Source organism: Neorhizobium sp. T6_25 (assembly GCF_002968555.1).
In the GTDB taxonomy this organism is placed as follows: domain Bacteria; phylum Pseudomonadota; class Alphaproteobacteria; order Rhizobiales; family Rhizobiaceae; genus Neorhizobium.
This window is the reverse complement of the sequence record NZ_PVBL01000002.1, coordinates 117247-141519: the sequence shown is the minus strand read 5'-3', so window position 1 is coordinate 141519 and position 24273 is coordinate 117247. Positions and strand designations below refer to the sequence as shown.

Sequence of the window (24273 nt, the reverse complement as noted above, 5' to 3'; positions counted from 1 at the left end):
CGACCAAACGGCGAGGACGGTACCTTCGTTCCGGCGCTGACGGAGATTACCGCTAGATGGCTATGTCCTTGAGGGTTTCGACGCCCTCGCCTCGTTCAAAGGCCAGGCGCGGCGCGTTCAAGGACCAGCGAAGCCCTTCGGTGCGGAAGTCGACCTCGACCTGGCCGGCGAAAGCCGCCGCCGCATGGCGCCTGATGATCGTCGTGCCGAACCCGGTGCGGGAAGGCTCGTGGACCGCAGGGCCGTCCCTCTCTTCCCAGACGAGCTCCAGCCGGCTTTCGCCGTCATCTTCATCGACCGTGTCCTTCCAGGCGATGAGCACTCTACCCTGCGGCACCGAGAGCGCGCCGTATTTCACCGAGTTGGTCGCAAGCTCGTGGAGGATGAGGCCAAGGTTCTGGACCGCTTCGGCCTTGAGGATAAAATCCGTGCCCTGCAGCTCGACCCGGTCGGCGGCGTCCGCGAACGTGCTCATGTGGATTTCGATGACGCGGCGGATCGAGACCCCGGCCCACTGCTCCTTCGCCAGCGCCTCGATGGACTTGCCGAGGCCCTGCAGCCGGGTGCTGATCGCCTTCTGGAATTCCTCCATTGTGGTGTCCTGGCGTGCCAGCTGGCGCATCATCGCCTGGATCAGCGTCAGGATGTTCTTGGTCCGGTGAACCAGCTCATGCAGGATGAGGTGAATCCGATCTTCCGCCTCGCTGCGGTCGAAGGAGGCATTCGAAAGAGCGATCGCCACCTGGTTGGCCTCGCGGATCTTCGTCTCCACCGGAGAGACGATCTCGCCCTTGCCGATCCGCTCGGCCATTTCGGCGATCTGCCGGATCGGGATGCGAAGCTGGCGACCGACGAGCCAGGCGATCAGCATGCCGACAGCGAGGAAGATGGCACCGCCGGCGATCAGCTGCCGCCACGTGGTCAGGATGCTCGCCTGCGCCGCATCGATCGGCCCCCAGACGACGGCCTTCCACGTCCAGCCGGTGATTTGGGCGTAGCCGTACATCTGCCGGCGGTTGCCGTCGACGTCCTCGATCGTACCCTTGAAGCCTGTCATCAGCTTGAGCATGTCGGAGGGAAACGCCGTGCCGGAAGCGAGCGCACGGGCGCCGAGGGAGGTCACCACCTTTCCGGCCCCGTCCACGACCGCCACCGACCAGCCGGCAGGAAGTCCCTCCGTCGAGATCAGCGTCTGCAGGTCCTCGGCGTTCTGCGTCATGATCATTGCGGCGCCGGAATGGGAAATTTCTTTGGGCAGCGGCATCGTGACGTTGAAGACGTGCTTGCCGCTGGTGGCGCCGAAAAACACGTTGGAGACCTCTGTCACGCCGCTGTTCACAGCCGATTGGAGCGCCTGCATGCTGGAGATCTTGCCAAGCGGCGTGTCGAACGGCACGCGGGTGTTGAGCCGCTGCTGCCCATCCGCATTGACGACGAGAATATAGAGGGAGTCAGACCGCAGGCTGTTCTGGGTTCGGTTGTGGAAGGCACGGAGGTCACCGGCCTCAAGCTCCGGCGAAGTGACAAGCAGCCGAAGCGTCGTTGCCATGTCCTGCAGTTCACGGTCGATCGAGCGGGCGATCAGCTGAGCATCTTCCGCGGTCTCGCCTGCAAGGATTTCCCGCTCGTTCGCCTCCAGCTGTATCATCAGGTAACCGACGAAAATCAGCAATGGCAAAGCGAGGCCAGCCGCCAGAGCGACCAGATAGGCGCCGATGGGCGCCGTGGGAAAAAACCGCGAAACTCTAAACATTCCGCGTCTTTACCTTATGGAAAAAAGCTGGAGGTGCCTGTGCCACCTGCCGGCATTATTCATTTTCCGTGTCCCGCCATCCGCTAATATTCCAGCCGGTCTTATCTAACCGGTTTTAAAGGCCGGGCCAAGGATTGATTGCCGGCGATATGGTTTTCCAAACGGGCGGCTCAGGTGTGCCGAGGCCGCTCCGACACGTCGAAATTTACGTCCCAGTCCTTTTCCGGCTCTTTTTCGCCGGGCGGGTTACGATGTTTGGTCGCGTCGTCGGAACCGGTGATCACGGTCGGTTTGGCGCTTGCGACGCCGTTTGCCTTGCCGTCGGCCTTGGACTTGGCGTACTGCCCCTGGGCATCCTTGTGGATTTTGGCGCTCTCGCTGTTCTCGGTCATGACGTCTCCTTCCCGAATGAGGTCAGGCCACCAACAGCGGCCTGACGCGTGGCACACGCCGGTTTCAGACGGTGGTCGAGCCCGTCAGCGTATCGGTCGAACTATTGTTGACGCGCAGGTTGTTCTGGACGTGCCGGACACCCGAAACGTCGTCCACCAGGTCCTCTGCTCTGCGCTTGTCCCAGCGGCTCGACACGAAACCGTCGAGCGTCACTTCGGACCCCTGGACCGTCACGGTGATGTTCGATGCGTCGAGCACCGGGTCGTCGCTGAGGCGATCATTGACGTCCTCCTCGATACGGGCGTCGGAGCGCTGATAGCCCTTGGGACCCTTGCCGCGATGCTCATCCATCTTCCGGCGACGTTCGGCATCTTCATCACCGAACCAGGAGGCGACTTCATCACCGGCGCGCTCCATGAAACCGCGCCTGCGCTCATGGGCGTCAGAGCCGCGGAAGCGGCTGTCCGAACCGGAACGGCCTTCGCCGCCAAAACGATAGTCCGAGCCGTATCGGTCGCCATAGGCCTGGTTGACGCGGTTGCGACCGGGCTCGTAGCTGAACGACGAAGGGCGGCCGCGATAGGATTCGCGGGCCCAGGCCTGCGACCGCTCCGAATCACCATAACCGGCCTCGAACCCGCCATCGTCGGATGCCCATTGTTCGCTGCGGCCGTAGCGGGGAAACCGTGAACGGTCGTCCTCCCGATTTGCATCACCCTCGCTGGAACCGCGCACATAACCCGTATCGCCCGGGCGATAATCGCTGGAGGACTCGCGCGCGAAATCACGCTCGTCGCGCATCCGGTCGTTTCGATACCCACCCGATTGGGAATAGTTTCCACTAGCCATTGTCTGTCTCCTCGGTCTGGTTTGGCCCCGTTTCGACGGGACACAGACTCAACCCCGCCTCCTCGGGATTGTTCCCCTTTTAGGAGGAATGCCGGAGGTCAATCGGGAGAAACGGCCACGACCATGGAGAGGCCCGGAAGAATTCCACCGGCGGCGATTTCCGCCGGTTCGACATGGACGACGGTGCCGGAAACGAGCGGTGCCGCCTGCTCACTCGCCGTCAGATTGGCACGAAGTTGCAGCAGGCGGTCCGCAAGCCGCCAATCGACGGCAATCACGCCGTCTTCCGTATCGAGCATCCTGCCCGAGTGAGGAGGAACGGCGAAAAGTCCGGGAACGACATGCTCGCGCCGTTTGGCGATCAGCGTCCGCATGCGGTCGCGATGCAGCTGCCCTTCCGGCGTGCGAGCGCGATCCCAATGCAGCTTCGAGCGATCGAACGCCTCCACCGCGCTTAGGTCAAAGATATCATCCGGGTTCGACCCTTCGTAGTCGCTGAAGAACCGAAAATCCTGGGTCTCGCAGTAGTCGTCGCCCATGAACAGCAGCGGTATCTGCGGCGACAGGATCAGGATCGCCGTCAGCACCCGCAGCACCCGCGGATCGGCAAGCGACACCAGCCGTTCGCCGGAAAGGCGATTGCCGATCTGCTCATGGTTCTGGAGGAAGTTGATGAAGGCAACGGGAGACAGGTGACCGCTCGGTTCGCCGCGCGCTTCACCATCCGGCCCGGTTTCGCCCTGACAGATGAAACCTTCCGCGAGACCCCGGGCAAGCCTGCGCACCGGTTCCTCCGCGAATCTGCCGAGAGAGCCGGCCGTCTCGCCGGTTGCGATAACATGAGCGGCGTGGCGAACGTCGTGGTTCCACCCGGCGTCATAGAGCGCGGCCCTGCCGGCCGCGCCGCGCTCTAGGTAATGGGTGATATTGCGATGGTCATCCATCACGAGATGCCGGCGCCGACCCGTCACCTCGCGCTGAACCCGCTTTGCCAGTTCCCACAGGACGTGCATCTGTGACGCCTCGTCATCGATCTGATCGACCGCATCCAGCCGCAGACCGTCGAGGTTGTACTCCTCCAGCCAATAAAGCGCATTCTCGATGAAGAACTGCCGCACCGGGCGTTGGCCGAAATTGATCGCCGGTCCGGATGGCGTCGCGCGATCCGGATCGAAAAACGACGGCACATAGGCGTGGAACAGGTTGCCGCGCGGGCCGAAGCGAGTATAGACGACATCGAGCATGACAGAGAGGCCGTGCCGATGCGCCGCGTCGACGAAGGCCTTCATGTCGTCCGGTTCACCATAGGCGTGATGTGGTGCATAGGGCAGCACGCCGTCGTAACCCCAGCCGCGGTCTCCGCGGAATTGGTTGACCGGCATGAGCTGCAGCATCGTCACGCCGAGCGAGGCGATCTCCCGCAGCCGCTCGATCGCGGCGCGAAAGGTCCCCTCCGGGGTGAACGTGCCGATATGGATCTCGTAGAGGACCGCCTCCTCCCAGGCATGTCCGCTCCAGTCCGGCATATGCCAATGGTAGGTGGTCGGATCGACAAGCAGCGAAGGTCCGTCGAGGCCGTCGGCCTGGGCTCGCGACGCAGGGTCCGCCATCACGGCCCCGTCGGGCATCACGAACCGATAGGGTGTGCCGTGCGCGATGCCGTCCGTCGTCAGCGTGAACCAGCCCTCGCCTGCCGGCAGCATCTCACGATTGTGACCGGCGATCTGCACCCGCAGGCGCTCCAGATCCGGCGCCCAGATCCGGAAAAGCACCTCGCCGCCACCCAGATATTCAGCGCCCCAGGACTTGGGAAACGTGCGGCGGGACGGCTGGGCAAAACCTTCGTTTCGCGAATCGAACGGGGCAAAATCTCGCGTCAGCGACATGACATCTCCTTGGCTGCAACTGTTCCAAGGAAATACGAGTCCGCAGGGAAAAGTTCCCCTCTTGTGCCTAACCTATTGTTATAGCTGCGTTAAAATAAGGCAAAGCAGCGGAGGTCAAAGGCGTCTGCCCGCTTATTCGATACGGCTGGTCGTCTGCGGATCGAAGACCACGGCCTTGTCGAGATTGAAGGCGAACGGGAACTTCTGGCCGAGCTCGACATGCACGTCGGAGCGGGTACGGGCGGTGAAGGTCGCGCCGTCCAGCTTGCCCGTGACGAACGTATCGGAGCCGGTCGGCTCGATCATCGTCACTTCCGCCTCGATCCGGGCGGTGGCGCGGGCCTGCGGATCGACGAGACCGGCATCGGTAATCGTCTCCGGGCGCAGGCCCAAAATGACGTCCTTGCCATCCGGAAGGCTGGTGGTCACGGAAGGCGGCATGGCGACCCTGACGCCGTCATTTCCGAACAGCGCGATGCTCTGCTGACCATTGGCGCCGGAGACCTTGCCCTTCAGCATGTTCATTGCCGGCGAGCCCATGAAATCGGCAACGAAGAGGTTGGCCGGACGGCCATAGATTTCCGCCGGCGTGCCGACCTGCTGCACCATGCCTTCTTTCAGCACGACGATCTTGGTGGCAAGCGTCATCGCCTCGATCTGGTCATGGGTGACATAGACGATCGTGGCGTGGGTATTCTGGTGCAAAGCCTTGATTTCGGCGCGTACTTCGACGCGCAGCTTGGCGTCGAGATTGGAGAGCGGCTCGTCGAACAGGAAGACGCGCGGCTGGCGAACCAGCGCCCGGCCCATGGCGACGCGCTGACGCTGGCCACCCGAGAGCTGGCTCGGACGGCGCTTCAGGAGATGCTCGATCTGCAGCGTCTTGGCGACCTGCTTGACCGCCGCCTCGCGCTGCGTCTTCTCGACGCCCCGCATTTCGAGCGCGAACGCGATGTTCTGTTCCACCGTCATGTTCGGATAGAGCGCGTAGGACTGGAAGACCATGGCGATATCGCGCCGCGACGGATGCAGGTCGTTGACCACCTGGCCATCGATGACGATGTCGCCCGAGGACGGCGGAAGCAGGCCGGCGATCGCGTTGAGCAAGGTAGACTTGCCGCAGCCGGACGGGCCTACGAGAACCAGGAAGCCGCCCTTTTCGAGCTCGATATTGATGCCCTTCAGAATCTCGTTATTGCCGATCTTCTTGCGAATATCCTTGATTTCAAGAAAGCTCATGTGCGGTTATCCCTTGACTGCGCCGGCCATCAGGCCACGCACGAAATAGCGTCCGGCGACGACATAGACGAACAGCGTCGGAAGCGCTGCGAACACCGCAGCCGCCATATCGACATTGTATTCCTTGACACCGGTGGAGGAGGCAACGAGGTTGTTGAGCGCCACCGTCATCGGCGAGGACGTGCCGGACGAGAAGGACACGCCGAACAGGAAGTCGTTCCAGATGTTGGTGAACTGGTAGATGATCGTCACGACGATGATCGGTCCGGAACTCGGCAGCAGGATGCGCCAGAAGATCCGGAAGAACCCGGCGCCGTCGATCATCGCGGCCTTCACGAGTTCATCCGGAAAGGCTTCGTAATAATTGCGGAAGAACAGCGTGGTGAAGCCGAGGCCGTAGATCACGTGGACGATGACGAGGCCGGCGGTGGAGTTCGACAGCCCGAACGTGCCGAGCACGCGCGCCATCGGGATCAGGACGGCCTGGAACGGGATGAAGCAGGCAAACAGCATCATGCCGAAGACCAGCCTGTGGCCAGGGAAACGCCACTTGGTCAGCACATAGCCGTTGAGCGCACCAAGCAGGGTCGAGATCAGGACCGCGGGAACCACCATCTTGATGGAATTCCAGAAGTAGCCCTTGATGCCGACGCAGCTGACCCCGATGCAGGCCTCGCCCCAGGCACGAACCCAGGCAGAGACCGAGGGATCGCGCGGCAACGCCAGCATGTCGCCGCCGCGGATTTCGTCGAGCGACTTCAGGGACGTCGACAGCATGACATAGAGCGGCAGAAGATAGACGAGTGCCAGGATGACCAGCGCGGCATAGATGAAATAACGGGCGGTGCGGGCACCGCCGGCGCTGACGGTTTCTTGTGTCGCGCTCATTGCTTTCTCTCCCGCAGTTCCGAATAGAGATAGGGCACGATGATCGCGGTAATGCCCATAAGCATCATCACGGCGCTCGCCGATCCGACATTCATCTGGTTACGGGTAAACGTGTAGGAATACATGAAGGTCGAGGGCAGCTCGGTCGCATTGCCCGGTCCGCCGCCGGTCAGCGCGATGACCAGGTCGTAGGACTTGATTGCCATATGCGCGAGCACGATGAAGGCGGAAAGGAAGACGGGCCGCAGCAGCGGAATGATGATGCGTCGATAGATGGATACCGTCGAGGCGCCGTCGATCTGGGCCGCCTTGATGATCTCGCCGTCGATGCCGCGAAGCCCGGCCAGGAACATCGCCATGACGAAGCCTGACGCCTGCCAGACCCCGGCAATGACGACGGTATAGATTGCCATCTTGGGATTGACCAGCCAATCGAACTTGAAGCTCGTCCAGCCGAGATTGTGCATGGTGTTCTCAAGCCCGAGACCCGGATTGAGGAACCATTTCCACGCGGTACCCGTGACGACGAAGGAGAGCGCCATCGGGTAGAGGAAGATCGGCCGGAGTACGCCTTCGGCGCGGATCCGCTGGTCCATGAGGATCGCGATGCCGAGCCCGAGGATGATACAGATGCCGATATAGAGGACCCCGAAGATCGCCAGGTTCTGCATCGCCACATACCAGTTCGGCTGCGACCAGAGGCGGAAATAGGCGTCGAAACCGCCCCATTTGTAGACCGGCAGGATGCGTGAGGTCGTGAACGAAAGGTAGACCGTCCAGAGGATGAAGCCGTAGACGAAGACGAGGATCACGGCGAACGACGGGGCCAGCACGATCTTCGGCAGCGCGTTGCGCAATCCGTCCGCAAACGAGCGGCGCTCTCGCTGCGGCTCAAGCACGGGAACCGGTTCGATTGTCGTCATCATGACCTCCGGCAGACACCAGAACTAGGAGATACCGGCGAGCCGGAATTTGAAAAGTGGCCGGGAGACTATCCCGGCCACTCGATGTCAGAATTTTCGCGGAACCGCGATCACTTGGCAGCCTTCACCGCTTCCGGCAGGCGCTTCAGCGCTGCTTCGGTGGTCAGCTGGCCGTTGAGGTGCTGGGTGATGACGTCCAGCATGGCTTCCTTGATGGCAGCCGGCTGAGCGTAACCGTGGGCGAGCGAGCCCATCAGCGTGCCCTTGGAAGAGGCTTCCGTGAGGTCCGCCATGCCCTTCTTGCCGCAATCGTCGAACTTTTCGTTCGAGACGTCGGTACGGGCAGGAACGGAACCCTTGACCGTGTTGAAGGCGATCTGGAAGGCCGGATCTTCGACGGCGGACGCCATCTTGAACTGAGCCTTTTCGGCGTCGCCGCCAACGTTGAACATCATGAACTGGTCGGCGTTGAAGAGGACCGAGCCCTGCGTGCCGGGGAAGCGGATGCAGACGAAGTCCGTGCCCGGCTTCTTGTTGGCGCGCAGCCACTCGCCCTTGGACCAGTCGCCCATTTCCTGAGCGCCGGCCTTGCCTTCGATGACGAGGGCCGTCGACAGGTTCCATTCGCGGCCCGAGAAGTTCGGGTCGAAATAGGTGCGCAGCTTCGACATGGTGTCGAAGACCTTCTTCATCGTGTCACCGGAAAGTGCTGCCGGATCGAGATCGAGAACGGCCATCTTGTAGAATTCCGGACCGCCGGTCGAAAGCACGACGGCTTCCCAGAGCGTGCCGTCCTGCCACGGAACGCCGCCGTGAGCGAGAGCGGTGAGGCCCTGGCCCTTGAAGGCGTCGAGTAGCGTGATGAGTTCGGCGATATTGGTCGGAACCTTGCCGCCGGCCTTGTCGAGTGCCGCCTTGTTGATCCACAGCCAGTTGGTGGAGTGGATGTTCACCGGAGCGGCGATCCAGTGGCCGTCATACTTCGAGAAGTTCTGCAGAGCGGCGGGGATAACCTTGTCCCAGCCTTCCTTCTTGGCGAGGTCGTCGAGGTTTGCGGCGACGCCCATTTCGGCCCAGTCCTTCAGGTCGAAGCCGAGAAGCTGGACGGCGGTCGGCGGATCGCCGGCCGTGACGCGGGCGCGAAGCGCGGTCATGGCGGCAGAGCCTGCACCACCGGCAACCGGCATGTCCTTCCAGGCAACGCCCTGCTTCTGGAGGTTTTCCTTCAGCACGTTGAGCGCTGCGGCTTCACCACCCGAAGTCCACCAATGCAGGACTTCGACCTGTTCTGCGGCCTTGGCGGCACCGGCGGTCATGGCGATAAGTGCCGCACCGGCGGCGAGTTTGGCAATCATTCGAATATTCATTGAGAATCTCCCTTTGTATCCGGGCTCCTCTCCGGATATGGCGATTTATAACGATATAATTACAGTCAGTGTCAACCCGCCCAAGGGATTTTTTAGATCATAGGCAAACCTGCGTAACATGAGGAAAAAGCTGGCAAAATTGGTAATCGACGAATTTTTACTCAGGAATCGAGAAAAACTCCTGGCGACTTTGGAAAAATTTGTAACGATATAGATGAGGCTCGCTCCGGTTCCGGGGCGGGAGCGGAGGAGAAGAGGATATGTCGCTGGAAGACCTGGGGGACAAGGGTCGGCGGGCGAAGTCGGAGCGGGCAGCCGCAAAATCCGGCGTTGGCGCGAAGCCCACCCTTAAAACGATCGCCGAGCTGACCGGGCTTGCGGTCACGACCGTATCGCACGCGCTTGCCGATGCGCCGCAGATCGCACTCGAAACACGTCTGCGCGTCCGCAAGGTCGCAGCCGATATCGGCTACCTGCCGGACCGGGCAGCACAGCGCCTGCGCACTGGCCGCACCAACGTCATCAGCCTCGTCCTCGACCCGCACGAGGAAATCCTCGGCTATGCCACCTCGATGATCAACGGCCTGACCGAAGCGTTGCGAGGCACGGCCTATCATCTGGTCATAACGCCGCATTTTTCCGATACGCCGCAGATCGAACCGGTGCGCCATATCATGCGCAACCGCATGGCCGACGGCATTGTCTTCACCCGCACCGAACCGGCGGACGAACGCGTCAAGTTGTTGATGGAGAATAATTTCCCGTTCATCTGTCACGGCCGGACCGAGCTTGCGACCGCTCACCCTTACGTCGACTACGACAATTACAGTTTCGCGTATCAGGCCGCCAAAAAGCTGATCGCCGCGGGCGCGAGAAAGCTTTCGATCATCCTGCCGCCGGAGCGCTTCACCTTCGCCCATCACCTTAGGCACGGCTTCATGGCGGCGGTGCGCGAGGAAGGCATCGGCTTCGAAATCGCCAAGGGCGTTACGCTCGACAGCAAGTCGGACGACATCCGCGACTATCTGTTCCACCGAATGGGCGAGCCGGAGCGCCCGGACGGATATATCTGCGGCGGCGAGGTATCGGCGCTCGCGGTCATGGCATCCGCCTACGACCACCGTCTCGAACTTGGCAGGGATATAAGGCTGGTGGCCAAGCAGACGTCGGGCCTGTTCGACCAGATCCGCCCCCGCGTGGAGACGATCTACGAAGATCTGACGGAAGCAGGTTTTCTGATGGGCAAGCTGCTGTTGAAGCGGATCGCCGGCCCCGCCCCTATCCAGGAATTGCAGGCGCTCCAGACGGTTTGACCGCCCGGAGCGCCGTCCGCGGCTTCTCAGTCCTCTTCGACGAAGACCTGCTCGCGCTTCTTCTTCACACTCGGCAAGAAGACGATGACGAGGACGAGGGCCGCGAGGAAGAGAAGGGCCGCGCTGATCGGACGCGTGACGAATGTCGCAGGGTCGCCCCGCGAAAGGATCATCGCCCGTCGGAGATTCTCTTCCAGCAGCGGACCGAGCACGAAGCCGAGCAGTAGTGGCGCCGGTTCGCAGCGCAGCTTCAACAGCGCATAGCCGATGAGGCCGAAGAAGGCGACGGCATAGAGGTCGTAGACGTTCGAGTTGACGCTGTAGACCCCGATCGAGCAGAAGGCCATGATGATCGGGAACAGCACGTAGTAGGGGATGGTGAGCAGCTTCACCCACAGCCCGATGAGCGGCAGGTTGAGGATGACGAGCATCAGGTTGCCGATCCACATCGAGGCAATGATGCCCCAGAAGAGGGCCGGCTGTTCGGTCGCCACGTTCGGGCCCGGTACGATGCCCTGGATGATCATCGCGCCGATCATCAGCGCCATGACCGGGTTCGCCGGAATGCCGAGGGTGAGCAGCGGGATGAACGAGGTCTGCGCACCGGCATTGTTGGCCGATTCCGGACCGGCAACACCGGCGACCGCCCCGTGGCCGAATTCTTCCGGATGTTTCGAAACCTTCTTCTCGACCGTGTAGGAGGCAAACGCCGCAAGGATGGCGCCGCCACCCGGCAGGATGCCGAGGATCGAGCCGATGGCCGTGCCGCGCAGGACCGGGCCGACCATCGCCTTGAAATCCTCCCGCGAGGGCATGAGCTCGCTGACTTTCGCCATCAGCACCGAGCGGGTTTTTTCGTTTTCGAGATTGCGCAGGATTTCCGCGATGCCGAAGACGCCGACCGCCACCGCCACGAAGTTCAGCCCGTCCGCATATTCGCGGATCCCGAGCGTGAAGCGCGGCGTGCCGGTGTAGATATCGGTGCCGACGAGTCCGAGCAGCAGGCCGAGCGCCACCATCGCGAGAGCCTTGACGATCGAACCGTGGGCGAGCGCGATCGAGGAGACGAGGCCGACCACCATCAGTGAGAAATATTCGGCCGCGCCGAACTGCAGCGCGATCTGGGTAAGCGGCGGCGCAAAGATCGCGACGAGGAAGGTCGACACGGTGCCGGCAAAGAACGAGCCGATCGCGGCGATCGCCAGAGCTGCTCCCGCCCGGCCCTTGCGCGCCATCTGGTAACCGTCGATGGCGGTGACGGCAGACGAGGACTCGCCCGGCATGTTGATCAGGATCGCCGTGGTCGAACCGCCGTATTGCGCGCCGTAATAGATGCCGGCGAGCATGATCAGCGACGAGACCGGCTCGAGTTGGAAGGTGATCGGCAGAAGCATGGCGATCGTCGCCGTGGCCCCGATGCCGGGTAGCACCCCGATCAGCGTGCCGAGCAGCACCCCGATCAGGCAGAAGAACAGGTTTTCCAGCGATGTCGCCGTCGCGAAACCAAGCGCGAGATTATTGAAAAGATCCATCACTCAAACCTCAATAACCGAGCCAAGGCCCGAAACGGCGGAACGGAAGGCCGAGGCCATAGCTGAAGACGGCGACCGAGAAGACCGTCAGCGCCGCCGACAGCACGAGTGCGGTAAGCGGTTTCATGCGGCCCGAGGCGAAGGAGGCGATCAATGCGGTGACGAAGATCGACGGCACGAAGCCCAGCCCCCGAACGGTAAGGCCGAAGAAGATCGGCGCCGGCAGGATGAAGACCATGCCCCGCAATGCGAGCGCCCCGATCGGCCCTCCGTCCACCCGCATCGACTGGATGAGGATGATCGCGCCGAACAGGATGAGCGCGCAGGCGAGGATGAACGGAAAATAGCCAGGTCCCATGCGAAACGCCGTACCGAGCTCCAGTTCGAACGACTGGTAGGCAAAGAACAGGCCTGTCGCGATCAGCAGCAGCCCGCAGATCAGATTGGCAGTATCGAATTTCAGCGAATTCATGGTGTCTCCGTGACATGGGAGATGCTTTGCCGGACGTGCCCTTCCTCCGCTTGCTAGGCATCCCCTCCCCGCAAGCGGGGAGAGGACCGGAGTTAGGGGAGACTGACCGCGGAAACCTTAGTCCGCGTATTGGCCGGCGGCATTGATGACCGGCTTCCAGCGGGCGATTTCGCCTTCGAGCTTGGCCTTGAGGGCTGCCGGAGTGGCGTCGTTGTCCGGCGACGGCTCGGTACCGAGCTCGGCGAAGCGAGCGGCGACGTTCGGGTTCTTCAAGGCGGACTTGAGGGCCTTGTTGAGCTTGTCGATCGCGTCCTTCGGGGTGCCTTTCGGCGCGTAGAGACCATGCCAGATGCCGACCTGCATGTCCGGCAGACCGGCTTCCTTGACGGTCGGGATGTCCTTCAGGACGCCGAGACGTTCCGCGGACGTGACCGCATAGGCCTTTACCGTGCCGCCCTGGATCTGCTTGGTGGTGTTGGTGGTCTGGTCGCACATGATGTCGACCTGGCCGCCGAGAAGATCGGTCATTGCAGGACCGGTGCCCTTGTAGGGAACGGTGACGAGCGACGTCTTGATCGAGCTCATGAACAGCATGCCGCACAGATGCGAAGCGGCGCCGATGCCAGCGTTTGCAACCGTCACCTTGTCGCTGTTGGCCTTCGCATATTCGATGAGACCCTTGAGGTCGGTCGCCGGCATGTCCTTGCGGGCGAGAAGCGTCATCGGAACGTCGGTGACGAGGCCGACATAGTCGAAGGCGTTCAAGGTGTCGTAGGGCAGCTTGCGATAGAGCGAAGCGCTGGTCGCCATACCGATATGGTGCAGGAGAACGGTGTAGCCGTCGGCTTCGGCATTGGCAACGCGGGCAGCGCCGAGGGTACCGCCGGCGCCGCCGACGTTTTCAACGACGATCTGCTTGCCGAGATCCTTAGACATGGATTCGGCGACGAGGCGCGCGACGGTGTCGGTCGGGCCGCCGGCCGCAAATGGCACGACCATGGTGATCTGGCGCTCGGGGTACCCTTGCGCATTCGCCGAAGCGGAGAAAAGGGAAAGCGCCGCAAGAGCGGTCGCGCCGATAAGGGCGTTCAGAATTTTCATCGGGGCTCCTCCAGGATGAAATGTGGCACAGCGGACGCCCAGTTCCTCCGGCGCCAACCTGAGGACCATCTGCGGCAGGGCGCGCAGCACGCGCAATCGTTGCGGAGGCCTTAAAACAGCATTTCTGCAAATACCGCGGCGCAACATGGGTGGATTCGGGAACAATCGCCAAAAAGCATGGGTGGAAATCCACACATGCTGCCGTTGTCAACCGTCCCGGTCATCCTGCAGCAGGTGTTCCGGACCGAGCAGCTTCTTGTCTAGCCCGTATTTCTGCATCTTTTCATACAGTGTCTTGCGGGAGATGCCGAGGGATTCGTAGACCGGTCTCAGCGCGCCGCCGTGCGCTGCGATCTCGCCGGCGATCAGGTTGCGCTCGAAGGCTGCAACCTTGTCTGCAAGCCGCCCTGCCCCATCCTTCGCGCCGCTGGTTTCGCCGGGCTTCGGGTCGAGACCGAGCACCAGCCGGTCGGCGGCGTTGCGCAGTTCCCGGACATTGCCCGGCCAGTCGCGCTGGGCAATCGCCGAAATCACATCGGCCGGCACTTCCATGTCGTCGCGGCCATAGCGCGCCGCTGCTTCCCTCACCAGCTGGAGAAAGAGAAGCGGAATATCCGATCGCCTCTGCGCCAGCGACGGCACATGGATGGTGGCAACGTTGAGCCGGTAAAGAAGATCGGCGCGGAACCGCCCCGCCGCCACTTCCGCTTCCAGATCCACCTTGCTGGTGGCGATGAAGCGTACGTCCAGCGGCACGGTTTCGTTGGAGCCGAGCCGGGTGATGACCCGCTCCTGCAGCACGCGCAGGAACTTCGCCTGCAGGTCGACCGGCATCGAGCCGATCTCGTCAAGCAGGATCGTGCCGCCGCGGCCATGTTCGAACTTGCCGTAGCGGGGCCTCAGCGCGCCTGGAAAGGCGCCGGCCTCATGGCCGAAAAGCTCGCTCTCGATCAGGTTGTCGGGAAGGGCTGCGCAATTGATGGCGATGAAGGGTCGGTTGGCGCGCGAACTGATGTCGTGGAGCCCCCGCGCCACCACTTCTTTGCCGGCGCCGGTTTCGCCGATGATCAGCGTATCGGCATCCGTGGCGCCGATGGCGCGGATCCTGTAGCGCAGATCGACCATGACCTGGGTGCGGCCGGGGAGCCGGGCCTCGACATCGTCGCGCTTGCCGGCAACGGCCCTCAGGCGGCGGTTTTCCAGCACCAGGCTGCGCCGGTCGAGCGCACGCCGGATGATGCCGGCGAGATGCTGCGGTGTGAACGGCTTTTCCAGAAAATCGTAGGCGCCTTCCCGCATGGCCTTGACCGCGAGCTGCACGTCGCCATGACCGGTGACCAGGATAACCGGAATCTCCGCATCGAGCTCGCGGATCTTCTGGAGCAGCGTCATGCCGTCGGTTCCCGGCATGCGGATATCGCTGACGACGACGCCGTCGAACCCGAAGCCCGTCAGTTCCAGCACATGATCGGCATTGGAAAAGGTCAGGACCGCCAGGCCGAAAAGCTCCAGCGCCTGCGCCGTCGAACGGCGCAGCTCCTCCTCGTCGTCGACCAGCAGAACCCTTTGCTCACTCACTCGGCTGCCTCCAGAAGATTGCCGTCGGCAACTTCGAGTTCGATCCGGAAGACGGCGCCGCCTTCCGGATGATCGGCAACGCTCAGGCTGCCGCCGAAATCCTTGATGATGTTGTAGGAGATCGACAGACCCAGCCCCAGGCCCCTGCCGACGCCCTTGGTCGTGAAGAACGGATCGAAGATGCGTTCGTGGATGGCCGCCGCGACGCCCGGCCCGCGATCGCGCACCGACACCATGACCCTGTTGCCCGCCTGTTCGGCGGAGACAGTGATCCGCCGGTCGTCGAGGCCTTCGACGGCATCGGCGGCATTGGTAATGATGTTGACCAGCACCTGTTGAAGCCGCACTGCGCCTGCCTTGACCGCGGGAATAGCGGGATCGATCTCGATGCCCAGTTCCGCATCCGCCGCCTTCAGACGCGCTGCGACGATCTCCAGCGTGTCGCGCATCACGTCGTCGAGCGCAACAGGCCCGAGCTTTTCGTTCGGCTTGCGGGCAAAGTTGCGCAAATGCCTGCTGATCGACGCCATGCGGTCGATGAGCGCCGAAATGCGCCGGACATTGTCCCGCGCGTCGTCGGTGCGTCCGAGATCGATCAGCACGCCGGCCGTTTCCGCATAGGTCTTGGCCGCGGCGAGAGGCTGGTTGAGTTCGTGCGACAGGGCCGCCGACATCTGGCCGAGGCCTGCGAGCTTGCCCGCCTGGATGAGGTCCGCCTGGGTCTGGCGCAACCGCTGTTCGGTGAGCCGCCGCTCGGCGATCTCCTCCTCGATGCGGCTGTTGACGCGGGCGAGATCGGCGGTGCGCTCGGCCACGCGGTGCTCGAGCTCGTTGCGCGCCTCGGCCTGCAGCATCAGGCGTTCGTTGAGCCGCGCACGGCGCTGAAGAACGATGGCGAGCCCGAGGCCGGCAAGGCAGAGCGTCAAAAGTGCCGCAACCGCCGCGGTCTTCGCCTGGGTATGCACCGAACCGGTATCCATCAGCACGTTGACGGTCCAGCCCGCATCCGGCATCGGTTGCGATACGACGAGATATTCCTTTTGGATCCCGCCGTCCCGGATGGTCATGACATCGCGTCCTGCGAAGCTGCCGCGCTCGACCGGCAATTCGCGGAGCTTGGCGTCCGCATACCGCCGCGAAGCCTCGGTGCGGGCGATCCGGTCGGGCGTCAGCGGCAGGATGCTCGCATAAAGCCATTCCGGACTGCCGGTCATGAAGATGATGCCTTCGGGGTCCGACACGAAAATCCGGTCGTCGCCACCGCCCCAGGAGCCTTCGAGGCTGTCGATATCCACCTTGAAGACGATCACGCCGCGAATGGCGCCGCCGATCTCGATCGGTGAACCGAAATAGTAACCGCGCTTCAAAGACGTCGTGCCGAGCGCGTAGAAGCGGGACTGGCGGCCCTCCGCCGCATCCTGGAAATAGGGGCGATAGGTGAAATTCTCGCCGACAAAGCTGACCGGGCTGTCATAATTGCTGGCTGCGATGGTCTCGCCGTCCATCGTCATCACATAAATGTCGGAGGATTTCAGAAGCCCGTTGATCTCCTTGAGATAGGCGTTGGTCGTCGCCCGCAGCGTCTCGTTCTTCGGATCGAGGATCACCGCCTCGATATTCTGCTGATCGGCGATCAGAGCCGGCAGCGCCTCGTAGCGCTTCAGATGGCCGTCGAGCGCCGACACCGCCAGGCGCAGCGTCGTGCCCGCCTGGACCTCGGCCTCCTCGATATAGCCCCGCGCGAGGATATCGCTGCCCTTGAAGACCAGCGCAAGACCGATCGCCGCAAGCAGGGCCAAAGGCAGAAGAATACGATATCTCAACAGGCCCGGGTTCCTCCGCTCATTTTCCCGGCCGGGATGACGGGAAAGCGGCATTCTAACCGCTGCACTGCTGATTTCCATAAAATCCTTCCGGCATGTTTGACCGGCATCTGGGATGATGGTCGCTGGGGATATTTGGAGGAGCCAGCGGGCGTGATCGAATCGTGCAAGCATTCCTCGTATTCTCGCAATAATTTCTACCTGGCGCTTGACTTCACGACTGATCGTGCTTCGATCACAGCCGCAAACGGGGAAAGCCGCAAGGGCGGCGCAAGGGGTTTTTAATGGTCTATATACTTGCACTTTTGATCGGTGTCGTTGCCGGCCTGCGCGCCATGACCGCACCTGCAGCAATTGCCTGGGCTGCCTATCTCGGCTGGCTCAATCTCTCCGGTTCCTGGCTCTCCTTCATGGGCACGATCTGGGCCGTCGGCATCTTCACCATTCTTGCCGTCGTCGAACTGGTCACCGATCAGCTCCCCTCGACGCCGAGCCGCAAGGTGCCGCAGCAGTTCGGCGCCCGCCTGATCATGGGGGCACTCACGGGCGCCGCGATCGGCACGCCATATGGCGGCTGGATCGTCGGCCTCGTCGCCGGCATCGTCGGCGCCGCGATCGGTACCTATGGTGGCGCCGCCGTCCGCGCCAAGCTTGCCGCCAGCTTCGGCAAGGATCCGCCGGCCGCCTTCATCGAGGATGCTGTCGCGATCGTCGCGGCCTACATCATCATCGCGTCCCTACCTGTCGCGGCCGCGGTATGAAGACCTTCGACGCAATCATCATAGGGGCGGGCCAGGCCGGCCCCTCGCTCGCAGGGCGCTTCAATGACGCCCGCAAGACAGTTGCGATCATCGAGCGCAAACATGTCGGCGGCACCTGCGTCAATACCGGATGCAAGCCGACCAAGACGCTCGTCGCCAGCGCCTATGCCGCCCACGTCGCCCGCCGCGGCGGTGATTATGGCGTGGTGCTCGATGGCCCGGTGAACATCGACATGCCGACCGTCATGCGGCGTTCGCACAAGGTGACCCTCGACTCGCGCCATGGCAACGAGAGCTGGCTCGAAGGCATGCCCAACTGCACTCTGATTCGCGGCCACGCGCGGTTCGAGGATAAGAACACGATCCGCGTCGGCGACGAGCTTCTGACCGCGCCGCAGATCTTCCTGAACGTCGGCGGTCGTGCCGCAATCCCGGACTTCCCTGGCGTCGGCGACGTGCCCTACATGACCAACAGCGACATCGTTCTGCTCGACCGGGTGCCAAAACATCTGGTCATCATCGGCGGCAGCTATATCGGGTTGGAATTCGCGCAGATCTACCGCCGCTTCGGGGCCGAGGTGACCGTCGTCGAAAAAGGCCCGCGTCTGGTCGGGCGCGAAGACGAGGAGATTTCGCAGGCAATCCGCGAAATCCTCGAAGCCGAAGGCATCCATATCCGCACCGGCGCCGAATGCATCCGTTTCAGGAAGCACGAAGACGGCGTCGCCGTCGGCGTCGATTGCACCCAAGGCGCTCCGGAAGTGATCGGCTCCGACGTTCTGCTCGCGGTCGGCCGCCGTCCGAACACCGACGATCTCGGCCTCGACAAGGCCGGCGTCGAACTGGACGCGAAGGGCTACATCAAGGTCGGCGACGATCTCTCGACCAATGTCGAGGGCATCTGGGCGATGGGCGACTGCAACGGCCGCGGCGCCTTCACCCACACCGCCTATAACGACTTCGAGATCATCGCCGCCAACCTCTTCGACGGCGAGAGCCGCAAGGTCTCCGACCGGCTGGTCGGCTACGCGCTTTATATCGACCCGCCGCTCGGCCGGATCGGCATGACCGAGGCGGAGGCGCGCAAATCCGGCCGCAAGGTTCTGGTTGGCCGCCAGTCCATGGCAAGGGTCGGCCGCGCGGTCGAAAAGGGCGAAACGCAGGGCCTGATGAAATTCGTGGCCGATGCGGACACGCACGAGATCCTCGGCGCCGCCATCCTCGGCACCGGCGGCGACGAATCGATCCACGGCGTGCTCGACATGATGAATGCCCGCGCCACCTACGATACGCTGCGCTGGGCGGTGCCGATCCATCCGACGGTCTCGGAATTCTGGCCGACCGTAGTGCTCGGAATGAAGCCGGCCTGAAACCCTTTTTGGGACACGACTACAATTTTATCGATCGCCTGAAGCGGCCGGCAAGCATTTCCGTCTATGACCGTGAGCGTCAGTGTGTACCTGTTGATGATGGAAACAGATGTGCGGTTTTGCGGGCTACATCGGTGAGGCATTCGGCTCCGGAAATCCGGAGGCCCTGCTGTCTTCCATGGCACAGGCGATCGCCCATCGCGGGCCGGACGGACAAGGCGTGTTCGCCTCACCCGGCATTGGCCTTGCCCATGTCCGGCTGTCGATCGTCGGGCTTTCCGACGGCCAGCAGCCGATGACGGATGCCGAAAACCGCTTTACCATCGCCTTCAACGGCGAGATCTTCAACTATGTCGAACTGCGCGACGAACTGAAGGCGCGCGGCGTCGCCTTCCGCACCGGTAGCGACACCGAAGTCCTGCTGCAGCTTTACGCGACCTATGGCGAAGCCTGCCTCGCGCGCCTCAACGGCGATTATGCCTTTGCGATCTGGGATCACCGCGAGCGCCGGCTGATGCTCGCCCGCGACCGGATGGGGGTCAGGCCACTCTTTTATACGGAGCACAAGGGCTCGCTGTATTTCGCCTCCGAGATCAAGGCGCTGCTGGAAGTGCCGGGCATCGAGGCCGAACTCGATCCCGTGGCGCTCGACCAGATCTTCACGCTCTGGACGCCGATCGCGCCGCGCACCGCTTTCAAGGGCGTTCTCGAGCTCGAACCCGGCCACCTGATGGTCGCCAGGAACGGCCGAACCGAGACCCGGCCCTATTGGGTGCTCGATTTTCCGGATGCAGGCGATCACGCCGAGGCCGACCAGTCTGTCAGGGAAGAGGAATTGCGGGCGCTGTTGACCGATGCGACGCGGCTGCGCATGCGCGCCGACGTGCCCGTCGGCGCCTACCTCTCCGGCGGACTGGACTCCTCGCTGATCGCGGCACTCGCCGCACCGATGGCTCCAAATGGCCTCAACACGTTCTCGGTGACCTTCGACGATGCCGAGCACGACGAAAGCGCCTTCCAGCGGCAGGTCGCAGAAGCGCTCGGCACCCGTCACCACGCCGTCGCCAGCGGCTCGGCCGATATCGCCGCGAGTTTCCCGGATGTGATCCGTTTCACCGAGCGGCCGGTCCTGCGCACCGCGCCCGCGCCGCTCTACCGCCTCTCGGGCCTTGTCCGCGATGCGGGCATGAAGGTGGTGCTGACCGGCGAAGGCGCCGACGAGGTATTCGCCGGCTACGACATTTTTCGCGAGGCGCGCGTGCGCCGTTTCTGTGCCCGCCAGCCGGGGTCGAAGATGCGGCCGCATCTTTTCCGCAAGCTCTATCCCTATCTGCCCGGGCTGAAGCAGCAGTCGGCGGAATATCTTGCCGCTTTCTTCGGCGCCGGCAACGATCCGGCGGGCGATCCGCTGTTCTCCCATCGCCCGCGCTTCCGCTCGACGGCCGCGGCCAAGATCTTCTATTCCGACGAACTCCGCGCCACGCTCGGCAGCTATGATGCGGCCGAAGAACTTGCCTCCCGACTGCCGGCGAATTTCTCCCGCTGGCACCCGCTGCATCAGGCTCAATATCTCGAAAGCCGTTTCCTGCTACCCGGCTACATCCTGTCGAGCCAAGGCGACCGCATGGCGATGGCGCACGGGATCGAAGGCCGTTTTCCCTTCCTCGACCACCGGCTCGTGGAGTTCGCGAGCCGCCTCGCGCCGGGCATGAAGCTCAAGGGCCTCGACGAAAAGCACATCCTGCGCCGCGTCGCCAGGGACCTGCTGCCGGATGTCATCCGCAAGCGTCCGAAACAGCCCTACCGGGCACCGGACAGCCGTTCCTTTACCGGCAATAACGCGCAGGCCTATGTCGGCGAGATGCTCGGCGAACAGGCAATCGCCGCCTCAGGCCTCTTCAATCCGAAGGCCGTTGCAAAACTCCATCAGAAATGCCGCCTGGCCCCGATCTCCGGGTTCCGCGACAACGCCGCTTTCGTCGGCATATTGTCCACCCAGCTCTGGCTGAAGGGCTTTACCCGATCCGCCGCGGACGAGGCACATCCCGTTCGCAAGGCTGCTTATTAGCTGTTGAAAGTCTTCAATTAACTTAAAATTCACGTCAATTCGGCATGATCGCCTGAGTGTGTCCAATTGTAGGTTCTTTCGCTGTGGCGGAAGAGCGGAGGTAGTCCATGTACGAGCCGAAGGAGCCCCATACTCGGCGGTCGGCATCGGCCCGGGCGTTGCGTCATCGCAGCGAATACCAGAGCTCCCTCCTGGATCATCCAATCGTCGAAGAGGAACCGGAAGAACGCCCCTCGCCGCGCAATCGGCCTCGTCCTTCTTCTGTACCTGACTATCGAACCCGTTCGGACTATCATCGTGACCCGCCCGCCCACGAACGGGAAGATGACGACCGGATGCGATACGAGGACATTCCGTTTGAGAAACGGATCGAGGCACAGCTACACAGCCTGACGGATATCCATTTCACCGATATCATCCGGTGGCTGCGCAGGGGCTTTCTGCGGATCATCGCCGCGGCGATCCTCGGCGCCGTCCTTGCGCTGCTCTACGCCGCCATTGCCTCGCCGCGCTATACCGTCAATACGGAGATCATCATCGATCCCTCCAACCTGAACCTCGTTTCCGACGACGTCTTCTCCGCCAACCCGCAGCGGGATTCCCAGCTTCTGGAAGTCGAGAGCAAGTTGCGGGTCCTGACGTCGCGCAACGTGCTGACCAAGGTCATCAACGGGCTCAACCTCACCGAAGACCCCGAGTTCAACCGCCCCGGACGGCTCGACGGGTTGCGCCGCCTCATCTCGTCGCCGACCGCGCCCGAAAACAGGCAATTGAGCGTGCTGCGCCAGCTCGAAAAGCAGATTACCGCGAACCGCGACGATGGCTCGTTCGTCGTCGTCCTTTCGGTGTGGACAGAAGACGCCGAGAAGTCGATCAAGCTGTCGAACGCGATCGTCTCGGCCTTTGAAGGCGAGTTGTTCAAATCCTCGTCGGATAGCGTCGGCCAGCTCGCAATCGGCCTCAACAGCCGGCTCGACGAACTGCGCCGCTCGGTGACGGAAGCCGAGGAGAAGGTCGAGCAGTTCAAGCGCCAGAACGACCTGCAATCGACCGCCGGCGAACTCACCAGCACCCGTATTTCCGGCGCTCTCGATACGCAGGTTCTCGACGCCCAGCAGCGGCTGATCCAGGCCGATACCCGCTATAAGCAGCTCCAGGCGGCCTATGCCGACAGGCGGGTTGCGAATTCGGCGGTGTTCGATTCTGCCAGCATGATCACCCTGCGCGCCAGCTATAGCGCGTTGCAGCAGCAGATCAGCTCGATGACGCTCGTCTACGGCAGCCGGCACCCGCGCCTCGTCGCTCTGCAGTCGGAGCTTGCTTCCGTCGACCGCGCGATCTCCGAGGAAGCCGCCCGTCTTCTCCAGTCCGCCAAGACCGATGTCGATCAGGCCAATAGCGCCCTTCAGGAACTGCGCCGCAAGTCCGACGCTTCGCGATCGACCGTGTTTACCGAAAACGACGCGCAGGTGCGCCTGCGCGAACTGGAGCGGGATGCCCGATCCAAGGCCGCCGTATACGAGACCTATCTGTCGCGGACGCACCAGATCAGCGAGCGTCAACAGATCGACACCAGCAATGTCCGGGTGATCTCGCCGCCGGTGCCGCCGCAGTCGAAGAGCTGGCCGCCGAGTTCGGTGCTGCTGCTGATCGGCGGGGCTTTCGCCGGCGCCATTTTCGGCGTGCTGATGGCACTCACACTCGGCCTGTTCGGCCATATGCGCGAAGCCGGCCGCGAGTTCGCCTGAACCTTCTACTTCTTCGGAACCAGCGCCTCGTGCAGTTCCGGCAGCCATGACTTGGTGGTGGGGTCCCAGGGGCCGAATTCGTGGGACGCGAAATCCCAGTAGGCCCAGCTCATGCCGCGTTTCTCGATCTCCTCCCGCATGATCCGCGTATAGATCACCCGGTCGGGATAATAGGCGAGCGAATTGGAGCCGAATTCCCCGACAAAGATCGGCCGGTCGTTCTTTTTCCCCCATTCGACCGCCATGTCGAGCGGCGTGCCGATCTCCTCGATCTGCGCCTTCTCGCAGCAGGATGTTCCAAGCCAGGGCCTGGATCCTTCGACCCAGCTGGCGCCCTGCATGGTGAATTTGAACGGTGCATAATTGTGTATGGTGACGATCAGGCGGCGGTCGTCTGGAGGCAGCGCCAGCTTTTCGAGCCCCCAGGCCGTGCTCCATTCCGCCGGATCGACAATCAGGAAGCGGTAGGGATTTGTCTTGCGGATCACCGCAAGCGCCTTGGCGAGCAGATCGTTCCAGACCTCCTCCGTCTTGCCGTGCGGTTCGTTGTAGATCTCGAACAGCACCTTGTCGTTGGGCAGGCTCTGGTATCGCCGCGCCAGCTGTTCCCAGATCGCCAGAAAACGCTCGCGGCTCTTCTCCACGCCGATCGCGACCTCCTCCGCCTCCAGGGGATCGCCATCCATCTCATGATAGTGGTGGAAGTCGATAATGATGTTGAGGCCCCGGGACAGCGCGTTGTTGATCGCAAAATCGACCCGCTTCATGAAAGCCTCGTCGAGCTTGTAGGGTTCCGAAAGGGCCGCATGGCTGCTGAAGCGGATCGGCAGACGGATGGTCTGGAACCCGCCTTGCCTGACGGCCTCGAACAGCTCTGTGGAAAGCCTGCCTCCCCAAGCGCCTTCGCTCGGCGCCTCCAGCGTCCCCCCGAAATTGACCCCTCGCCCCAGCGCCTTGCTCTGCTCGGCCGCCGTCAATCCGGCAATTTCAGGGGCGTGGGCTTCCGCAAACGGCTTCAGCACGAAATTCTGCGCCTGCGCACCAGCAATTCCGAGTGCCATCAGCATGAGAGATCCGGCAAGCCGACAAAATATTTCCAGCATTCGAAGTCTCCACGGGCGCCTGCAAGCCTGCCAAGGATTGCAGGACGAGCGCAAGTTCTGGTTCGACACCGTCAAGGTCAAGCAAACCGGTTAAATTTATGCAGTT

19 protein-coding genes are annotated in these 24273 nt (G+C 62.6%); 5 read left to right on the top strand and 14 right to left on the bottom strand.

Features of this window, described 5'->3' with window-relative positions; all coding sequences use genetic code 11:
* Positions 1-52: 52 nt before the first annotated feature.
* The 8 genes from C5L10_RS02835 to C5L10_RS02800 form a co-directional block, all read right to left on the bottom strand.
* Positions 53-1753 (bottom strand): sensor histidine kinase, encoded by a 1701-nt coding sequence (locus tag C5L10_RS02835; protein WP_105428461.1) that lies wholly within the window; start codon positions 1751-1753, stop codon positions 53-55.
* A gap of 170 nt (positions 1754-1923) precedes the next feature.
* A complete protein-coding gene (locus C5L10_RS02830) occupies positions 1924-2145 on the bottom strand; it encodes a hypothetical protein (RefSeq protein WP_105428460.1) in 222 nt (73 codons plus the stop codon).
* 64 nt (positions 2146-2209) lie between these two features.
* A complete protein-coding gene (locus tag C5L10_RS02825; protein ID WP_245447909.1) occupies positions 2210-2995 on the bottom strand; it encodes a BON domain-containing protein in 786 nt (261 codons plus the stop codon).
* Positions 2996-3093: 98 nt separating this feature from the next.
* Positions 3094-4881, bottom strand: coding sequence for a malto-oligosyltrehalose trehalohydrolase (gene treZ, locus C5L10_RS02820; RefSeq protein ID WP_105428458.1), 1788 nt, complete (start codon positions 4879-4881; stop codon positions 3094-3096).
* A 132-nt stretch (positions 4882-5013) separates the two neighbouring features.
* Positions 5014-6120, bottom strand: coding sequence for an ABC transporter ATP-binding protein (locus C5L10_RS02815; RefSeq protein ID WP_105428457.1), 1107 nt, complete (start codon positions 6118-6120; stop codon positions 5014-5016).
* 6 nt (positions 6121-6126) lie between these two features.
* Complete coding sequence (locus C5L10_RS02810; protein WP_046666462.1) at positions 6127-7008, bottom strand: carbohydrate ABC transporter permease; 882 nt, start codon at positions 7006-7008, stop codon at positions 6127-6129.
* Positions 7005-7934, bottom strand: coding sequence for a carbohydrate ABC transporter permease (locus C5L10_RS02805; RefSeq protein ID WP_371411909.1), 930 nt, complete (start codon positions 7932-7934; stop codon positions 7005-7007). Before C5L10_RS02805 ends, C5L10_RS02810 begins: the two co-directional genes overlap by 4 nt.
* Positions 7935-8041: 107 nt before the next feature.
* Positions 8042-9292 (bottom strand): ABC transporter substrate-binding protein, encoded by a 1251-nt coding sequence (locus C5L10_RS02800; protein WP_205837017.1) that lies wholly within the window; start codon positions 9290-9292, stop codon positions 8042-8044.
* A 266-nt stretch (positions 9293-9558) separates the two neighbouring features.
* Here C5L10_RS02800 and C5L10_RS02795 point away from each other — a divergent pair, with 266 nt between their 5' ends.
* A complete protein-coding gene (locus C5L10_RS02795; protein WP_105428455.1) occupies positions 9559-10611 on the top strand; it encodes a LacI family transcriptional regulator in 1053 nt (350 codons plus the stop codon).
* A 26-nt stretch (positions 10612-10637) separates the two neighbouring features.
* Here the strand turns inward: C5L10_RS02795 and C5L10_RS02790 are convergent, their stop codons facing one another.
* From C5L10_RS02790 to C5L10_RS02770, 5 genes are all read right to left on the bottom strand, one after another.
* The gene (locus C5L10_RS02790) at positions 10638-12143 is read right to left on the bottom strand and encodes a tripartite tricarboxylate transporter permease (protein ID WP_046666458.1); all 1506 of its coding nucleotides are present in this window, start codon (positions 12141-12143) and stop codon (positions 10638-10640) included.
* A 10-nt stretch (positions 12144-12153) separates the two neighbouring features.
* The gene (locus tag C5L10_RS02785; protein ID WP_105399994.1) at positions 12154-12615 is read right to left on the bottom strand and encodes a tripartite tricarboxylate transporter TctB family protein; all 462 of its coding nucleotides are present in this window, start codon (positions 12613-12615) and stop codon (positions 12154-12156) included.
* Between the two features lie 117 nt (positions 12616-12732).
* The gene (locus C5L10_RS02780; RefSeq protein ID WP_046634325.1) at positions 12733-13716 is read right to left on the bottom strand and encodes a tripartite tricarboxylate transporter substrate-binding protein; all 984 of its coding nucleotides are present in this window, start codon (positions 13714-13716) and stop codon (positions 12733-12735) included.
* Positions 13717-13923: 207 nt separating this feature from the next.
* On the bottom strand, positions 13924-15294 hold the full coding sequence (locus C5L10_RS02775; RefSeq protein ID WP_105428454.1) for a sigma-54 dependent transcriptional regulator: 1371 nt from the start codon (positions 15292-15294) through the stop codon (positions 13924-13926).
* Positions 15291-17117 (bottom strand): sensor histidine kinase, encoded by a 1827-nt coding sequence (locus tag C5L10_RS02770; RefSeq protein ID WP_245447908.1) that lies wholly within the window; start codon positions 17115-17117, stop codon positions 15291-15293. Before C5L10_RS02770 ends, C5L10_RS02775 begins: the two co-directional genes overlap by 4 nt.
* Before the next feature lie 284 nt (positions 17118-17401).
* Between C5L10_RS02770 and C5L10_RS02765 the strand changes: the two genes are divergently transcribed.
* The 4 genes from C5L10_RS02765 to C5L10_RS02750 all read left to right on the top strand — a co-directional run bounded on the left by C5L10_RS02765 (position 17402) and on the right by C5L10_RS02750 (position 23064).
* Positions 17402-17878 carry a DUF4126 family protein gene (locus tag C5L10_RS02765; protein ID WP_046634319.1) on the top strand — a complete coding sequence of 159 codons (477 nt, stop codon included), beginning with the start codon at positions 17402-17404 and terminating at the stop codon, positions 17876-17878.
* On the top strand, positions 17875-19248 hold the full coding sequence (locus C5L10_RS02760; protein ID WP_105428452.1) for an FAD-containing oxidoreductase: 1374 nt from the start codon (positions 17875-17877) through the stop codon (positions 19246-19248). The genes C5L10_RS02765 and C5L10_RS02760 overlap by 4 nt, the downstream gene beginning before the upstream one ends.
* 109 nt (positions 19249-19357) lie before the next feature.
* A complete protein-coding gene (gene asnB / locus C5L10_RS02755; RefSeq protein WP_105428451.1) occupies positions 19358-21316 on the top strand; it encodes an asparagine synthase (glutamine-hydrolyzing) in 1959 nt (652 codons plus the stop codon).
* 107 nt (positions 21317-21423) lie between these two features.
* Positions 21424-23064 (top strand): GumC family protein, encoded by a 1641-nt coding sequence (locus C5L10_RS02750; RefSeq protein ID WP_245447907.1) that lies wholly within the window; start codon positions 21424-21426, stop codon positions 23062-23064.
* Between the two features lie 5 nt (positions 23065-23069).
* On the opposite strand, the gene C5L10_RS02745 is transcribed toward C5L10_RS02750, so the two are convergent.
* Positions 23070-24167, bottom strand: a complete 1098-nt coding sequence (locus tag C5L10_RS02745) for a glycoside hydrolase family 5 protein (protein WP_105428449.1) — start codon at positions 24165-24167, stop codon at positions 23070-23072.
* Positions 24168-24273 lie beyond the last annotated feature (106 nt).

Excerpts from the sequence above, each read along its gene's own strand:
- C5L10_RS02835 (WP_105428461.1), bottom strand. The coding sequence starts at position 1,753 with ATGTTTAGAGTTTCGCGGTTTTTTCCCACGGCGCCCATCGGCGCCTAT.
- C5L10_RS02830 (WP_105428460.1), bottom strand. The coding sequence starts at position 2,145 with ATGACCGAGAACAGCGAGAGCGCCAAAATCCACAAGGATGCCCAGGGG.
- C5L10_RS02825 (WP_245447909.1), bottom strand. The coding sequence starts at position 2,995 with ATGGCTAGTGGAAACTATTCCCAATCGGGTGGGTATCGAAACGACCGG.
- treZ (WP_105428458.1), bottom strand. The coding sequence starts at position 4,881 with ATGTCGCTGACGCGAGATTTTGCCCCGTTCGATTCGCGAAACGAAGGT.
- C5L10_RS02815 (WP_105428457.1), bottom strand. The coding sequence starts at position 6,120 with ATGAGCTTTCTTGAAATCAAGGATATTCGCAAGAAGATCGGCAATAAC.
- C5L10_RS02810 (WP_046666462.1), bottom strand. The coding sequence starts at position 7,008 with ATGAGCGCGACACAAGAAACCGTCAGCGCCGGCGGTGCCCGCACCGCC.
- C5L10_RS02805 (WP_371411909.1), bottom strand. The coding sequence starts at position 7,934 with ATGATGACGACAATCGAACCGGTTCCCGTGCTTGAGCCGCAGCGAGAG.
- C5L10_RS02795 (WP_105428455.1), top strand. The coding sequence starts at position 9,559 with ATGTCGCTGGAAGACCTGGGGGACAAGGGTCGGCGGGCGAAGTCGGAG.
- C5L10_RS02790 (WP_046666458.1), bottom strand. The coding sequence starts at position 12,143 with ATGGATCTTTTCAATAATCTCGCGCTTGGTTTCGCGACGGCGACATCG.
- C5L10_RS02785 (WP_105399994.1), bottom strand. The coding sequence starts at position 12,615 with ATGAATTCGCTGAAATTCGATACTGCCAATCTGATCTGCGGGCTGCTG.
- C5L10_RS02780 (WP_046634325.1), bottom strand. The coding sequence starts at position 13,716 with ATGAAAATTCTGAACGCCCTTATCGGCGCGACCGCTCTTGCGGCGCTT.
- C5L10_RS02765 (WP_046634319.1), top strand. The coding sequence starts at position 17,402 with ATGGTCTATATACTTGCACTTTTGATCGGTGTCGTTGCCGGCCTGCGC.
- C5L10_RS02760 (WP_105428452.1), top strand. The coding sequence starts at position 17,875 with ATGAAGACCTTCGACGCAATCATCATAGGGGCGGGCCAGGCCGGCCCC.
- asnB (WP_105428451.1), top strand. The coding sequence starts at position 19,358 with ATGTGCGGTTTTGCGGGCTACATCGGTGAGGCATTCGGCTCCGGAAAT.
- C5L10_RS02750 (WP_245447907.1), top strand. The coding sequence starts at position 21,424 with ATGTACGAGCCGAAGGAGCCCCATACTCGGCGGTCGGCATCGGCCCGG.
- C5L10_RS02745 (WP_105428449.1), bottom strand. The coding sequence starts at position 24,167 with ATGCTGGAAATATTTTGTCGGCTTGCCGGATCTCTCATGCTGATGGCA.